This is a genomic window from Phenylobacterium sp. 58.2.17 (genome assembly GCF_026411515.1).
In the GTDB taxonomy this organism is placed as follows: domain Bacteria; phylum Pseudomonadota; class Alphaproteobacteria; order Caulobacterales; family Caulobacteraceae; genus Phenylobacterium.
Genome location: NZ_JAPMTQ010000002.1, coordinates 153,300 through 168,623, shown reverse-complemented (window position 1 = coordinate 168,623; position 15,324 = coordinate 153,300). Strand labels below are relative to the sequence as shown.

Here is a 15,324-nt window from a genome sequence, read left to right as displayed (position 1 = left end):
CGCGAGCTTCGGGGCCTTTTTCGTTATCCGGCCATGTTATCCGGCCAGCGCGCCGGCCGCCTTCAGCTCGTCGATGGCGGCGGGCGAGAAGCCCCAGTCGGCCAGCGCTTCGCGGTCATGCGCGCCGATGGCCGGCGGCGGGCCCTGGATCTCGCCAGGGGTGGCCGAGAAACGCGGCGCCGGCGCTGGTTGCACCACCCCGCCCAGTTCCACGAAGGTCTGCCGCGCGACGTTGTGCGGGTGCTTGGGCGCCGCATCGAGGTCAAGCACCGGGGCGAAGCAGACGTCGGTGGCGTCCATGATCTCGCACCACTCGGCCTGGGTCTTCTGGGCGATCACGTGAGCCAGCTTGCCGCGCAGGTCGTTCCACGCGCCGCGGTCCATTTGGGCGGCGAACGCCGGATCGTTGATCCCGGTCTTTTCCAGCAGCAGGGCGTAGAACTGCGGCTCGATGGAGCCGATCGAAATCCACTTGCCGTCGGCGCACTGATAGGTGTCGTAGAAGTGCGCGCCGCCGTCGAGCAGGTTGGCGCGACGCTCCTCCTTCCACATCCCGCTGGCCTTGAAGCCGTAGAACATGGCCATCAGCGAAGCCGCGCCGTCGCTCATCGCGCAGTCGATCACCTGGCCCTGGCCGGTCTGGCGGGCGTTCAGCACCCCAGCCAGCAACCCGAAGGCCAGGTAGAGCGCCCCGCCCCCGAAATCGCCGACCAGGTTCAACGGTGGGATCGGCTTGTCGCCGGTGCCGATGGCGTGCAGCGCGCCGGTGATGGCGATGTAGTTCATGTCGTGGCCGGCGGCGTTGGCGTAGGGGCCGAACTGCCCCCAGCCGGTCATCCGACCGTAAACCAGCTTCGGATTGCGCTTCAGCGCGACGTCGGGGCCCAGGCCCAGCCGCTCCATGACCCCCGGCCGGAAGCCCTCGAACACCGCATCGGCGCCCTCCATAAGCTTCAGGCAGGTCTCGATGGCGGCCGGGTTCTTCAGGTCCAGCCCGATCGAGCGCCGGCCCCGGCTGGTGATGTCGGCCGGCGAGGAGCGCCCCTGCCCCTTGCGGTCGATCCGCACCACGTCGGCGCCCAGGTCGGACAGCAGCATGCCGCAGAACGGACCGGGGCCGATTCCAGCGAACTCGACGACCTTCAGCCCTGAAAGCGGTCCCTTACCCATGCAACGTCTCCCTGTTTCCTTGCCCCGAAGCTAGCGGCCCAGAACCTAGGGGCCATGACGCGCCGTCAGCCAACGGCTTCAGCCGCCGCCAGGCAGCGACTGGCCGTCGTCGATGGTGATCACCGTCCCGGTGATGGCCCGCGCGGCGGGGCCGCTCAGCATCAGCAGCGAGGCGTCCAGATCCTCGGCGTCCATCAGCCGCCGGCGCGGGAAGCCCTTCATCTGCTTCTGCCCGCCCTCGGTCTTGAACCAGTCGGCATTGATGTCGGTCTCGATATAGCCCGGGCAGATGGCGTTGACGGCGATCCCCCGGCGGGCCCACTCGCGGGCCAGGCCCCGGGTCATCATGGCGACCGACGCCTTCGAGGCGCAGTACGCCGAAAGGCCCGGCAGCACGGTGTGCGAGGCGATCGAGGCGATGTTGACGATGCGCGCGTCGCCGCGCTCGGCCACGCCCGAGGCGATCATCCGCTTGGCGGCCTGCTGGGCGGCGAAGAACACGCCGCGGACATTGACGTCGAAGGTCCGATCCCAGTCCTCGATGGAAAGATCCAGGGCCAGGCCCTCGCCGCCGACCCCGGCGTTGTTGATCAGGATCGAGATCGGGCCGAGCGCCGCCTCGACCTCGTCGAAGGCCGGTCCGATGGCGGCGGCGTCGGCGACGTCCAGCTTCAGCGCCATCGCCTGCCCGCCCGCCCCGGCGATCGCCCCGGCGTGGCTTTCGACCAGGTCCAGGCGGCGCGCGGTCAGCGCCACCGACGCGCCGGCCTTCGCCAGCACCCGCGCGAAGTGCGCGCCCAGCCCGCCCGACGCGCCGGTGACCACAGCCACCTGCCCCTTCAGGGTCTGTTCCATCAGTCTCTCCTCCACAGGCTTGCGACTCGGCGTCGCTGTGTCATTCGCCTTGCGGCTGTATAATCGTCAGGCACGTCGATTCCCGCCCAGCCTGGGCGGGCGCGCGACCGAGTGGCCAGGGTTTAAGCGAATGACGGCGGGCGTCCAGGCGCGAGTCTTGATCGTTGCACGGGACGACGCAGTTGCGGGCCCCCTGGCCGAGGGCCTGGATCGGCTCGGCTGGCGCACGGTGACGGCGCGGGGGCCCTTTGCGGCCACGACCGCGCTGGCCGATCTCAATGTCGAGGCCGCGATCGTCGACCTCGCCAGCGGCGGCCATGAGGCGCTGACCATGGCGCGGCGCCTGAAAACGGCCTGCGCGCCGCGCCGGATACCGGTCATCGCGATCGGCGATCCCGGCCCGGAACTCGAGACCTACGACTTCGACCTGACGCTGGCCGCACCGGTCCATCCGGCCCAGATGGTCATGCGGCTGGAGACGCTGGTCCGCACCGCCGTGGCCGAGGAAGAGTTCGAGCTGCGGCTGGAGACCTTCGCCGAACGTGGGCGGCGGCTGGACATGCCCGAGCCCGAATCCACGCCGTATCAGGTGCTGGCGATCGGCGAGCCGGCTCCTCAGTTCCTGGCCCTGGCGAACGCGTTGACCCGTTCAGGCGCCGAGGTCGTGGGCGCATTCACCGCCTATACCGCCTTCGACTACCTGCATGAGCGTCCGTTCGACGCCGTCGTGCTGTGGGCCGGCGACACCAGCCAGGAGGCGCTGTCCATCGCAGCCGGCATGCGGCGCAACACCCGGCTCTATCACACGCCCGCCCTGCTCTACATGCGCCAGGAGAGCTACGTGACGATGTCGGAGGCCTACCATCGCGGCGTCTCCGACGTGGCTTCGCCAGAGACGCCGGAGACCGAGACCGCCCGCCGCGTGCTGGAATTGGCCCGCAGCTATCGCCGTCAGATCGCGGTCCGCCGGGCGCTGGAACTGGCGCGCACGTCGGGCCTGATGGATGCGGCCACCGGCCTCTTCACTCGCGACCTCTTCGCCCGCCATGCCGGACGCCTGGCCCAGGCCTCGCGCGAGCGTGGACGGCCGCTGTCGGTCTGCGTGCTCAAGGTGGCCGAGCGCACCGACGTCTCCGCCGCACGCGCCGCGGGCTGGCTCGACCGCGCGATCCCGCAGATCGGCTCGATGATCGGCCGCCTGGTCCGCGTCGAGGACACCGCCGCGCGCCTCGGCCAGGAAGTCTTCGCCCTGGCCCTGCCCGCCACCGGCAAGGCCGCCGCCCGTGCCGCGGGCGAGCGTATCGCCGCCGTGATCGGCTGCACCGCGTTCGAGGCCGGCGACGGCCAGCCGCCGTTCGTCGTCGATTTCGACATCGGCGTCGCCGAGGTCACCTCGCCCGAGAGCGTCGGCAAGGCGCTCGAAGAGGCCGCCGCCCGAGCGCACCAGAAGGCCAGCTGATGGCCGTGGCCCCCGGTGGCGGCGCGTGGGGCGTAGTCGTTCCCCTGCTGGTCGTCGCCCTTGTGGCCTGGCGCGCGTTGAGAACCCGGCCTCTGCGCGTCGAGCGGATGTGGATCCTGCCCGCGATCATGCTGTTCGGCGTGGGGCTCGCGCTTCAGGCTCAGGGCCTTCCCAGCGCGCCCCTGCTCGGCGCCGAGGGCCTGGCCCTGCTGATCGGGGCGGCCGCCGGATGGTGGCGTGGGCGCACGACGAGGATTTCAATTGATCCAGCGACACATGAAGTCACCAGCAAGGCTTCGCCAGTCGGTCTCGCCTTGATCGCCGGCCTGTTGCTGGTTCGCTTCGGCCTGCGCGACTACGCCGGCGACCATGCCGCGGCGCTGCACGTCACTCCGATGCAGGTCGCCGACGTCTTCCTGTTGTTCGCCGTCGGCCTGGTCTGCGCCCAGCGCGCCGAGATGTGGCTTCGCGCCCAGAACCTTCTGCGCACCGCCAGAGCATCTTCCGCCGAAGCGGCGACCGGTTCGGCGAAGAAAGTGCTCTAAGCCTTAAGATTCCTGAGCAATTTCCGATCCAATCAGATCGGAAATTGCTCTAGGGGCGGACGCTCAGGCCGCGAGCTTCGCCAGCTCGCTGAGGATGCCCTCGGCCGCCGCCAGACGCTGCTCTGGCGTTTCCCATTCACCTTTCACCACGACCTTGTGGTCCGGGCGGATCTTCCAGGCGACCTGGTTCTTCTGCACGAAGCCGACCAGGCCCATGGGATTCTTGAACTCGTCGCCACGGAAGGTGACGACCGCGCCCTTCGGCCCGACGTCGATCTTGGCGACGTTGGCCTCGCGGCACATGCCCTTGATGGCGACGACCTTCAGCAGCTGTCCGGCCTCAGGCGGCAGCGGGCCGAAACGGTCGATCATCTCGGCCGCCAGCGCCTCGCGGTCGCCCGCCTTTTCGGCGTCCGACAGGCGGCGGTAGAGCGACAGGCGCACGTTCAGGTCGGGCACGTACTCGTCCGGGATCAGCACGGCCGCGCCGGTATTGATCTGCGGCGACCATCCGCGGTCGGCGGCCTCGCCCTTGCCGGCCAGTTCCTTGAGCTCGTTGACCGCATCTTCCAGCATCTGCTGGTACAGCTCGACCCCGATCTCGCGGATATGTCCCGACTGCTCGTCGCCGAGCAGGTTGCCGCCGCCGCGTTGGTCCAGGTCGTGGCTCGCCAGCTGGAAGCCGGCGCCCAGACTGTCGAGCGATTGCAGCACCTTCAGGCGGCGCTCGGCCGACAGCGTGATCTGCTTCTCGGCCGGCGTGGTCAGATAGGCGTAGGCCCGCGCCTTGGCCCGCCCGACGCGGCCGCGCAGCTGGTACATCTGGGCCAGGCCGAACATGTCGGCGCGGTGCAGGACCATTGTGTTGGCGGTCGGGATGTCGAGGCCGCTCTCGACGATGGTCGTCGACAGCAGCACGTCGTACTGGCCCTCGTAGAAGGCGCTCATCACCTCCTCGAGCTGGGTCGGGGCCATCTGGCCGTGGCCGACCACGAACTTCACCTCGGGCACCTGCTCGCGCAGGAACTTCTGCAGATCCGGCAGGTCGCTGATCCGCGGGGCCACGTAGTAGGCTTGGCCGCCGCGATACTTCTCGCGCAGCAGCGCCTCGCGGATGACCACGGGGTCGAACGGCGTGATGTAGGTCCGCACCGCCAGCCGGTCGACCGGCGGCGTGGCGATGATCGACATCTCGCGGATGCCCGACAGCGACATCTGCAGCGTCCGCGGGATCGGCGTCGCCGTCAGGGTCAGCATGTGCACGTCGGCGCGAAGCTCCTTGAGCTTCTCCTTGTGCTTGACCCCGAAGTGCTGCTCCTCGTCGACGATCACCAGGCCGAGGTTCTTGAAGCCCACCTGCTTGGAGAGCACCGCATGGGTGCCGACAATGATCTCGACCTCGCCGTTGGCCAGCGCCGTGCGGGTCTCGCTGGCTTCCTTGGCCGGCACCAGCCGCGACAGGCGGCGGACCTTCACCGGCCAGCCCTGGAACCGCTCTGAGAAAGTCTTGTAGTGCTGGCGGGCCAACAAGGTGGTTGGCGCCACGACGGCGACCTGCTGGCCGCTCATGGCGACCACGAAGGCCGCGCGCAGGGCGACCTCGGTCTTGCCAAAGCCGACGTCGCCGCAGATCAGGCGGTCCATCGGCTTGCCGGCGCCCAGGTCCTCCAGCACGTCGCCGATGGCGTTGAGCTGGTCCTCGGTCTCCTCGTAGGGGAAGCGGGCGCAGAATTCGTCGAACACGCCGTGCGGTGGGACGATCGCGTCGGTGTCCTTGGTCGCCCGCTCGGCCGCGATGCGGATGAGGCCGATGGCCATTTCCCGCAGGCGTTCCTTGGCCTTGGCCTTGCGCGCCTGCCAGGCCGCGCCGCCAAGGCGGTCGAGCTGAACCCCCTCCCCATCGCTGCCGTAGCGGGTCAGCAGATCGATGTTCTCGACCGGAAGGTAGAGCTTGGCCTCACCGCCGTACTGCAGCTCCAGGCAGTCGTGCGGCGCGCCCGCGACGTCGAGGGTCTTCAGGCCCTCGTAGCGTCCAATGCCGTGGTCGATGTGGACGACCAGGTCGCCCGGCGTCAGCGACGAGGCCTCGGCCAGGAAGTTCGATGCGCGGCGGCGGCGGCGCGGCCGCGCTAGGCGATCGCCGAGGATGTCGGTCTCGGAGATGACCGCGAGCTTCTCGGTCTCGAAACCCGACTCCAGCGGCAGCACCACGCGCTGGAAGATTTTCGGATCGGCCGAGCGCGCCGCGTCCCAGTAGGGCGCGAGCGAGATGTTCTTCAGGCCGTGATCGGCGAGCATCGCGCCCAGGCGGTCGGACGAGCCGTCCGACCATGAGGCGAACAGCACCCGCTTGCCCTCGCCGACCAGCCGCTTGGCATGATCGGCGGTCGCCTCGAAGAGATTGACCGAGTCCTGCTGGCGCTCGGCCGTGAAGGCGCGGCCCTGGCGGGCGCCCATGTCGATGACGCTCTCGCCCTCGACCTCCTGGAAGGCCGAGAACCGCCGCGTCGGGCGGACTGCGAGCCGCTCGCGGTACTCGTCGGCGTCCATGTAAAGCCGGGTCGGCTCCAGCGGACGGTAGTGCACCTTGCGGTCGGCCTGGGCGCGGGCGTCATAGGCGTCCTCGATCATCGAGAGACGCTCGTCGCGAGCGCCGTCGGCCAGGTGGTCCAGGGCGATCAGGGTGTCGGCCGGCAGATAGTCGAGCAGCGTCGCCATTTCCGGGTAGAACAGCGGCAGCCAGTGCTCCATGCCCGCGCGACGGCCGCCCTCGCTGACCGTGTCGTAGAGCGGATCGCCGCCCGGCGCCCCGAAGGCCTCGACATAGCCGCGGCGGAAGCGCGAGACGCTGTCCTTGTCCAGCAGGGCCTCGCTGACCGGCAGCAGCGAGATGTCCTTGAGCTGACGGGTCGAGCGCTGGGTTTCGGGATCGAAGGCGCGGATCGATTCCAGGGTGTCCCCGAACAGGTCCAGGCGGACCGGCTCGTCGGCGCTCGGCGGGAACACGTCGATCACCCCGCCCCGGATCGCGAATTCGCCGCGCTCCGACACCGTGGAGGCGCGCTGATAGCCGTTGATCGCGAAGTAGCGCTCCAGGTCGGCGATCTCGACGACGTTGCCGACCGTCGCCGAATAGGCGCCGCCCTCGACGGCCGATCTCGGCGGCGTCCGCTGGATCAGCGCCGGCACCGTGGTCACCAGCAGGGCCGGCTTCTTGGCGTCGAAGCCCTTGGCCAGCCGCGCCAGGGCGGTCATCCGCTCGGCGGCGACCCCGGCCGAGGGCCCGATACGGTCGTAGGGAAGGCAATCCCACGACGGGAACCGCACGATTTCGACGTTCGAGGCGAAGAACGAGAACGCATCGATGAAGGCCGACAGCCGCGAGGCGTCGCGGGCCACGAACACCGAAAGCCCGCCCCGGGCCTTGACGATGTCAGCCATGACCAGCGCGTCGAAGCCCTCCGGCGCGCCGACCAGGTCGAGCCGGCCGGGGTCCTGGGCGATGCGCCGGGTCTCCGCCGCCGTCGGCGCCCGGAAACCGTCAGCCGCCACGAGGACCGCCCCTCGCCTCATAAGCTTCAAAGCGGAAGGTCTTGATCATACGCATGATTTCGCCATCGAACTCAGGCGGGGTCGGGGTGCGCTCGACGACCCACTCATAGAGGTCCTGGTCGGCCTGCTCCATCAGCGCCTCGAAGGCGTCGAGTTGCTCAGGGCTCAGCGTATGGGCGTAGGTATCCGCGAACGGCCCCAGGATGAGGTCCGCTTCCCGGAAGCCCCGGTGCCAGGCCCGGAACTTCAAACGCTTCAGTCGTGTGTCGTCGGTGCTCATGGGAGAGCGGCCGATATAGGCCGCTACGCCCACGCGCGCCAGAGCGCGTTCGCCGAAAAGGTTCAGCCCCAGTCGCCGCCGCGCCAGGTGAAGGCCACCTGCTTGAACGGCGTGTCGCCGACCTGCAGCGCCCCGGTCGCGACCGTCAGGCCGTCCTTGCCCTTCGTGCCCTTGGTCTTCTTGAGCGCCGCGGCGTCGAGCTTGGCGTCCAGCCGCACCTCGCCCAGCTTCGGATGGCTGCCGACGAGGCGGATGCGATCGTCGGTGACAGCGTAGGCGGCCGGCAGCACCTTCAGCTTCACCGAATAGACCACGTTACCCAGCGCGTTCTTGCGGGCCGGGCTGGTGATGTCGACGAACTCCAGCATCACCGGGGCGTAGGTCTTGGTCCGCTCGCCCTTCTCCCAGTCGTTGAAGCCCATCTGGCCGGCGATGTGCAGGTTGTCGAGGCGGTAGTCGCCGACCTTCACCTCGTCGACCGGCAGGTAATAGCCGAACTGGGCGTCGCCTTTCGGGCGGGTCAGGCCGGTGAACGTCGGATCGACCGGCACGGCGGGCTCGGCCACCGGGGCCTTGGCCTGCTCGACCTGTTCGGCCGCAGGGCTGCAGGCCGCGAGCATGGCGACGCCGACGGCCGCCAGAAGCGCTTTACGCATACGATTTCCCCCCTGGGTTTTGCTGAACTTCATCATGGGCGCCGCAGGCTGTCCATGGTCGCGCTATGTTCCGCCCATGCGGCCCGAGATTCTTTTTCCGCTCTACGCACCGATCACGACCCTCAAGGGCGTCGGCGCGCGCGTCGCGCCCCTGCTGGAGAAGCTGGCGGGGCCGATCGTGCGCGACGTCGCCTTCCTGCGCCCGCACTCGGTGATCCGCCGCGAGCACGCCACCGTCGCCGGCGCGGTCGAAGGCGCGGTGCAGATCTTCGAGGTCCAGATCGACGCCTACAAGCGCCCGCGCAGCCCCCAGCAGCCCTGGCGGGTCGAGACCTACGACGGCACCGGCGTGCTCAGCCTGGTGTTCTTCGGCAGCTTCGGCGGCCAGCTCGAGGCCAAGCACCCGCTCGGCTCCAAGCGCCTAGTCAGCGGCAAGGTCGAGCGGTTCGGCGCCGGCCTGCAGATCGCCCATCCCGACTACATCGTCGCCCCCGACCGCGCCGCCGACATCCCGGACTTCGAGGCGGTCTATCCGGCCACCGCCGGCCTGCCGGCCCGCACCGTGCGCAAATTCGCGCTGGAGGCGCTCGGCCGCGCGCCGGAGCTGCCAGAATGGCAGGACCCCGCGTGGCTGGCCCGCGAGCGGTTCCCCTCCTGGCGCGAGGCGCTGGGGCTGCTGCACGCCCCGCAGTCCGAGGCCGACCTCTCCCCCCAGACGCTCCACATCCAGCGCCTGGCCTATGACGAGCTGCTGGCCCACCAGCTGGCCATGGCCCAGCGCAAGTCCGAGCGCCGCGCCGAGCCCGCCGCCCGCATCGCCGCCTCCGCGCTGGCCGAGGCGGTGCGCCAAGACCTGCCCTACCGCCTGACCGGCGCCCAGGAGCGGGCGCTGGCCGACATCCGCCGCGACTTCGAGGCCGGCGAACGCATGAGCCGCCTGGTCCAGGGCGACGTCGGCTCGGGCAAGACCGTCGTCGCCATGCTGGCCATGGCCGACGTCGCCGCCGGCGGCGGCCAGAGCGCGCTGATGGCCCCGACCGAAATCCTCGCTCGCCAGCATTTCGAGACCATCTCCGGCCCGCTGGCGCAGCACGGGATCGCCGCCCTCCTGCTGACCGGCCGCGACAAGGGCGCGGCCCGCGCCGAGAAGCTGCGCGCCCTGGCCTCCGGCGCTGCGCAGGTCGCGGTCGGCACCCATGCCCTGTTCCAGGACGACGTCGGCTTCCAGAACCTGCGGCTGGCGGTCATCGACGAACAGCACCGGTTCGGCGTCGCCGAGCGCCAGCGGCTGCAGGCCAAGGGCCAGGCCGTCCACCTGATCGCCATGTCGGCCACCCCGATCCCGCGCACCCTGGAGCTCACCGTCTACGGCGACCTCGACGTCTCGCGCATCGACGAGAAGCCCCCCGGCCGCACTCCGGTCGCCACCCGCGCCGTGCCGACCAGCCGCCTGGACGAGATCGAGGCACGCCTGCGCGACGCCATCGCCCACGGGGCCCAGGCGTTCTGGATCTGCCCGCTGGTCTCTGAATCCGAACTGATCGACCTCAAGGCCGCCGAGCAGCGCGCCGCCGAGCTGCGCGCCAGGATCGGCCCCGGCGTCGGCCTGGTGCACGGCAAGATGACCGGCCCGGAGAAGGACGCGGTCATGGCCGACTTCGCCGACGGCAAGATCAGCCTGCTGGTCGCCACGACCGTCGTCGAGGTCGGGGTCAACGTCCCCAACGCCACCATCATGGTCATCGAACAGGCCGAGCGCTTCGGCCTGGCCCAGCTGCACCAGCTGCGCGGGCGGGTCGGCCGCGGCTCGCGCGAGAGCGCCTGCGTCCTGCTCTACGACCCGCCGCTGTCGGAGACCGCCCAGAAGCGGCTCGACATCCTGCGCCGCACCGACGACGGCTTCCTGATCGCCGAGCGCGACCTGGAGCTGCGCGGCGGCGGCGACGCGCTCGGCCTACGCCAGTCGGGCTTCCCGGCCTACGTCTTCGCCGACCCGATCGCCCACCGCGCCCTGATCGCCGCGGCCGGCGACGACGCGCGCCTGATCATGGAGCGCGATCCCGCCCTGACCTCGCCGCGCGGCCAGGCCCTGCGGGTGCTGCAGGAGTTGTTCGACTGGCGGCCGAGCTCGCCCCTGAAAGACGCCGGATAGGACTCCGGCTAACTGACCTTGACCATGCGCTTGCCGCGGTTCTCCCCGGCCAGCAGGCCGACCAGCGCCGCGGGCGTGTTCTCCAGCCCCTCGATGACGTCCTCCTGGACCTTCAGCGCGCCGCTCGCCACCCAGGCCTGCAGTTCGGCCAGGGCGATGTCGCGGCGGTCGTAGAAGTCCGAGACGATGAAGCCGCGCACGTTCAGCCGCTTGGTGACGATCAGGCCCGGCACCCCGCGCGGCCCATGCGCGGGCGCCGCGCCGTCGTACTGCGAGACCGCCCCGCAGCAGGCGATACGGCCGAAGTTGTTCATGTTGAACATCGCCGCCTCGAAGACCTCGCCGCCGACATTGTCGAAATAGACGTCGATCCCGTCCGGACAGGCGGCCCGCAGCGCACGGCGCACGTCGCCGGCCTTGTAGTCGACCGCCGCGTCGAACCCGAGTTCGTCCGTCAGCCAGGCGCACTTCTCGGCCCCGCCGGCGATCCCGACCACCCGGCACCCCTTGATCTTGGCCAACTGCCCGACGATCGACCCGACCGATCCGGCCGCGGCCGAGACCACGACCGTTTCGCCCGCCTGCGGTCGGCCGCACTCCATCAGCCCGAAATAGGCCGTCAGTCCGGCCACGCCATAGACGCTGATCAGGTGGGTCATCGGCTTCAGGTCGGGCAGCGGCGCCAGCCCCTTGGCCGGAACGGCGGCGTACTCCTGCCAGCCGGTGTCGGCGAACACCAGGTCGCCCGGCTTCAGGCCCGCCGCCCTGCTCTCCACCACCTCGGCGACCGCGCCGCCGGCCATGACGTCGCCGGACTGCAGCGCCGCACGATAGGTCGCCCCCTGCATCCAGGCGCGGTTCGCCGCGTCGAGCGAGATGTACCGCGTCCGTACCAGCACCTCGCCGTCGACTGGCGCGGGGGCCGGCGTCGTCTGCATCCGGAAGTGATCCGGCGTCAGCTTGCCCTGCGGAATCTGCTCAAGAACGATCTGGCGGTTGTCCATCCGGCGTCTCCTGCCCTGCGGTGACGCAACGATGGTCCCCGAACCCTCGCAGGGTCAATCGGCAGGCGTCGCTCGGGGCTCGGCCAGGGCCGCGACCCGGGCCCCGGCGTCGGCTTCCAGGTCGGCGAAGAACACGTTGTAACCCGGCGCCCGGCGGCGGTCCGTCCACGATCCCGAGGGCTTGAGCGACGACGACTTCGGCCGCGTCACCCGCAGGATGCCCTTGTCGCACTTGGCCCCGACCTGGCGGGTCAGGAACGCCGGCCGCGCGCCCCATTCCAGCCCCGTCGCGTTGGTCGCCCCCAGGTTCAGGCGCGCCGGCGCCTCGGCGTCGACGACCGCGCCGAACAACGGATTGAAGCAGATCGGGGTGCGGCCGCCGAGATTGACCAGTTGGCCGGCGTCGTTCCAGACCAGCGAGCGGTCGAGCAGCGCCTGGGCGCGCTCGGGCTCGCCGTCATAGACCGAGGCCCAGGCCGCCAGGCAACCGGTCTGCTTGGGCGCCAGGCACGGCGGCAGCGGCGGGTTGTCGGACGGGACGACCGTCTGCACCAGATAGGCGGCGGCGAGGCGCGCCCGCAGCGCCGGGTTGACCGCGACCTCCTCGGCGATCAGCCGCGCCGCCAGGGTGCCGCCCTGCTCCACCCCGACGATCACGAACGGGCGATCGAGGTTGTAGTGGGCGATGTAGTAGCGGAACGCCTGGGCGACGTCGCCATAGGCGAAGCGGCGCGCCTCCCTGGCGTCGTCGCGCAGGGTCATCAGCGTATAGAGGCTGGCCTGGCGGTATCGCGGCGCGAAGATCCGGCCGACCCGGACGAAAGGACCGGCATAGTTCGGCGCCATCACCTGTCGAAACAGGCGGTCGGCCTTGGGGTCGTCGATCGGCGCGTTCCAATGGCGGCCGCCGTCGAAGGTCGTCGGCCCGACGAAGAACACGTCGGCCGGCGGCTCGCCCGCCGTCGGCGCCTCGGGCGCGTTCGGCATCAACGCCCAAGCCGACCGCTGCGCATAGTCGGGCGCCGGCGGCGGATCATAGGTCTGGAAGGGCTCCTTCGGATCGAGCCGCGTGCGCAGGATATCGTCGCGCCAGACATAGACGGCAGCCGCCAGCACCAGCGCGACCAGCACGATCGCGGCGGCCATCAGACGCCGAAAACCCTTCGGACGATCGGCCATGCGCCCCTTCGCCTAGCGGTAGGGATCAGGCTGGGAGAGATAGCGCTTCACGTAGTCGCTCACGCCGTCCTCCAGGGTCGTCATCGGCTGGTTGTAACCGGCCGCCTGCAGCCGCTCCATCTTGGCCTGGGTGAAGTACTGGTACTTGTCCCGGATCGCCGGCGGCATCGGCGTGTACTCGATCTCCGGGGCCCGGCCGGCCGCGGCGAAGACGGCGCGCGCCAGGTCCTCGAACGTCCGGGCGGTCCCCGAGCCCAGGTTGTAGATACCGTTGACCTGCTCGTTCTTGGCCAGCCAGCCGATCACGTCGGCGACGTCGCGGACATAGACGAAGTCGCGGGTCTGGCCGCCGTCCGGCACGCCCTCGCGGTACGACTTGAACAGCTGCACCGAATGGCCGTCGCGCACCTTCGGCCAGATCTGCGAGGCGACCGACTTCATCGAGTGCTTATGTTCTTCGTTCGGCCCGTAGACGTTGAAGAACTTCAGCCCGACCCACTGCGGCGGCGCATAGTCGCGCGCGGCTTGGCGCGCGGCGAACAGGTCGAACAGCGCCTTGGACCAGCCGTAAGTATTCAACGGCCGCAGGCCCGTCAGCCACTCCAGGTCGTCGCGATCCTGGAAGTCGACGGAATCTCCATAGGTCGCGGCCGACGAGGCGTAGATAAAGCGGCGCTGGTGATCGGCGCACCAGCGGAACAGGTCGCGCGACAGCGTGAAATTCGAATGGATGATCTTGTCGGCGTCCGGTTCGGTCGTCGACGAGACCGCGCCCATGTGCACGACCAGCTCGACGTCGCGCCAGCGCTTCTCCAGCCACTCGAACATCGCCTCGGGCGCTACGAAATCGCCGATCGGGTGCTTGGCGATGTTGCGCCACTTGCCAAGCTCGGCCTCGCGCAGCCGGTCGCAGACCACCACGTCAAGCGAGGGATCCTCGGCCAGCTTGGCCACGATGTTCGAACCGATGAAGCCGGCGCCGCCAGTGACGAAGATGATCCGACGGGTCATGCCTTCTCCTGCATCCGGGCGATGGCCGCGGTCGTGGAATAGCCATCCACGATCTGGGCCAGCCTGACCTCGCCCCCATAAGACTTCACAAAATCGCCGCCGACCACCTCGCTCTCGGCGTAGTCGGCGCCTTTGATCAGCACGTCGGGGCGGGCGGTCTCGATCAAGGCGATCGGGGTGTCCTCATCGAACGGGGCGACCAGGTCCACCGACCCCAACCCGGCCAGCACCATGGCGCGGCTCTCCAGGTCGTTGACCGGCCGGCCCTCGCCCTTCAGCTCGCGCACCGAACGGTCCGAATTCACCCCGACGATCAGCCGGTCGCACCAGGCCCGGGCCTGGGCCAAATAGGCCACGTGACCGCGGTGCAGGATATCGAAGCAGCCGTTGGTGAAGCCGACCTTCAGGCCCTTGGCCCGCCAGCGGGCGATTTCGTCGGCCATCCGTTGCGGGGTGGCGATCTTGGCCTCGGCCGGCGCCATGTGCGCGGTGATCGACGCCTCGATCAATTCCTCCGGCGTCACGACCGCCGTCCCCGCCTTCCCGACCGCGACCCCGGACGCCAGCATCGCGAATTCGATGGCGTCGGCCACATCGACCTTCGCCGCCAGCGCGACGCCGAGCGCAGCCAGAGTGGTGTCGCCAGCGCCCGAGGCGTCGAACACTTCGCGCGGCACGCCGGGGAAATGGCGCACGCTTTCGCCGCGCACGGCCAGCGAGATGCCCTTGGCGGCCCGCGTCACCAGGATGGCCTTGGCCTCGCAGAGCGTCAGGGCGTGGTCTAGCGCCGCTTCGACCTCGGCGTCGGTCTGGGTCGGCATGTCGGTGGCGTGCGCCAGTTCGGCGGCGTTCGGCTTGACGATGTCGACCGCCCCATAGCGCGCAAAGGAGCGGGCCTTGGAGTCGACGATCATCAGCGCGCCGGACGCCCGGCACGCCTCGATGACCGCCGGGGTCACCACGCCCTTGCCGTAGTCCGACAGCAGGATGACGCCGGCGTCCTTGGCCACGTCGCGGACGGTGCGGACCAGGCGTTGTTCGACCTCGCCGGTCGCCTGGCCGCTGGTCTCCATGTCGACCCGCAGCAGCTGCTGGCCGCCGGACACGAAGCGGGTCTTCAGGGTGGTCGGGCGCGCGGCGTCGGTGACGACGAAGCCCTCGACGCCTTCCTCGGCCTTGATCAGGCGCAGGGCCTCGACGCCCTCCGGATCGCCGCCGATCATCCCGACCAGGCAGACCTCGCCGCCCAGCGCCGCAGCGTTGCGCGCGACGTTCCCCGCCGCGCCCAGCATCACCAGCTCACGCTTGCGGGCCAGGACCGGGATCGGCGCCTCGGGCGAGACGCGGGTCACGTCGCCATAGACGAACCGGTCCACCATCAGGTCGCCGACGCAGGCGATGCGGGCGCCCGACAGGGCCGAGAGGATCTTCTGAAGGGCCGCGAGGTCCATGATGCTCAGA

Annotated in this window: 12 protein-coding genes; 3 read left to right on the top strand and 9 right to left on the bottom strand. The window is 69.9% G+C overall.

Features of this window, described 5'->3' with window-relative positions; translation table 11 throughout:
- Positions 1 to 36: 36 nt before the first annotated feature.
- Positions 37 to 1,170 carry a CaiB/BaiF CoA transferase family protein gene (locus tag OUA97_RS02610; RefSeq protein WP_267230217.1) on the bottom strand — a complete coding sequence of 378 codons (1,134 nt, stop codon included), beginning with the start codon at positions 1,168 to 1,170 and terminating at the stop codon, positions 37 to 39.
- Positions 1,171 to 1,248: 78 nt separating this feature from the next.
- Positions 1,249 to 2,025 (bottom strand): SDR family NAD(P)-dependent oxidoreductase, encoded by a 777-nt coding sequence (locus OUA97_RS02605; protein ID WP_267230216.1) that lies wholly within the window; start codon positions 2,023 to 2,025, stop codon positions 1,249 to 1,251.
- A 130-nt stretch (positions 2,026 to 2,155) separates the two neighbouring features.
- Between OUA97_RS02605 and OUA97_RS02600 the strand changes: the two genes are divergently transcribed.
- A complete protein-coding gene (locus OUA97_RS02600; RefSeq protein ID WP_267230214.1) occupies positions 2,156 to 3,484 on the top strand; it encodes a diguanylate cyclase domain-containing protein in 1,329 nt (442 codons plus the stop codon).
- Entirely contained in the window at positions 3,484 to 4,029 is a 546-nt protein-coding gene (locus tag OUA97_RS02595) for a CcdC protein domain-containing protein (RefSeq protein WP_267230213.1), read from the top strand. The genes OUA97_RS02600 and OUA97_RS02595 overlap by 1 nt, the downstream gene beginning before the upstream one ends.
- A 63-nt stretch (positions 4,030 to 4,092) precedes the next feature.
- Here OUA97_RS02595 and mfd read toward each other — a convergent pair whose 3' ends face one another.
- The 3 genes from mfd to OUA97_RS02580 form a co-directional block, all read right to left on the bottom strand.
- Positions 4,093 to 7,581 carry a transcription-repair coupling factor gene (gene mfd, locus OUA97_RS02590; RefSeq protein WP_416362404.1) on the bottom strand — a complete coding sequence of 1,163 codons (3,489 nt, stop codon included), beginning with the start codon at positions 7,579 to 7,581 and terminating at the stop codon, positions 4,093 to 4,095.
- Positions 7,571 to 7,861: a succinate dehydrogenase assembly factor 2 gene (locus OUA97_RS02585; protein WP_267230212.1), complete on the bottom strand. Its 291-nt coding sequence runs from the start codon at positions 7,859 to 7,861 to the stop codon at positions 7,571 to 7,573. The genes mfd and OUA97_RS02585 overlap by 11 nt, the downstream gene beginning before the upstream one ends.
- Positions 7,862 to 7,923: 62 nt before the next feature.
- Complete coding sequence (locus tag OUA97_RS02580) at positions 7,924 to 8,517, bottom strand: hypothetical protein (protein WP_267230211.1); 594 nt, start codon at positions 8,515 to 8,517, stop codon at positions 7,924 to 7,926.
- A gap of 76 nt (positions 8,518 to 8,593) precedes the next feature.
- On the opposite strand from OUA97_RS02580, the gene recG reads away from it, so the two are divergent.
- A complete protein-coding gene (recG, locus tag OUA97_RS02575) occupies positions 8,594 to 10,669 on the top strand; it encodes an ATP-dependent DNA helicase RecG (protein ID WP_267230209.1) in 2,076 nt (691 codons plus the stop codon).
- Positions 10,670 to 10,677: 8 nt separating this feature from the next.
- Here recG and OUA97_RS02570 read toward each other — a convergent pair whose 3' ends face one another.
- From OUA97_RS02570 to rfaE2, 4 genes are read right to left on the bottom strand one after another with little or no spacing between them, the layout of a single operon-like run.
- Positions 10,678 to 11,673, bottom strand: a complete 996-nt coding sequence (locus OUA97_RS02570) for an NADP-dependent oxidoreductase (protein ID WP_267230208.1) — start codon at positions 11,671 to 11,673, stop codon at positions 10,678 to 10,680.
- Positions 11,674 to 11,727: 54 nt separating this feature from the next.
- On the bottom strand, positions 11,728 to 12,852 hold the full coding sequence (locus tag OUA97_RS02565) for a DUF3089 domain-containing protein (RefSeq protein WP_267230207.1): 1,125 nt from the start codon (positions 12,850 to 12,852) through the stop codon (positions 11,728 to 11,730).
- A gap of 12 nt (positions 12,853 to 12,864) precedes the next feature.
- Positions 12,865 to 13,863 carry an ADP-glyceromanno-heptose 6-epimerase gene (gene rfaD / locus OUA97_RS02560; RefSeq protein WP_267230205.1) on the bottom strand — a complete coding sequence of 333 codons (999 nt, stop codon included), beginning with the start codon at positions 13,861 to 13,863 and terminating at the stop codon, positions 12,865 to 12,867.
- Positions 13,860 to 15,314: a D-glycero-beta-D-manno-heptose 1-phosphate adenylyltransferase gene (rfaE2, locus tag OUA97_RS02555; RefSeq protein ID WP_267230204.1), complete on the bottom strand. Its 1,455-nt coding sequence runs from the start codon at positions 15,312 to 15,314 to the stop codon at positions 13,860 to 13,862. Before rfaE2 ends, rfaD begins: the two co-directional genes overlap by 4 nt.
- Positions 15,315 to 15,324 lie beyond the last annotated feature (10 nt).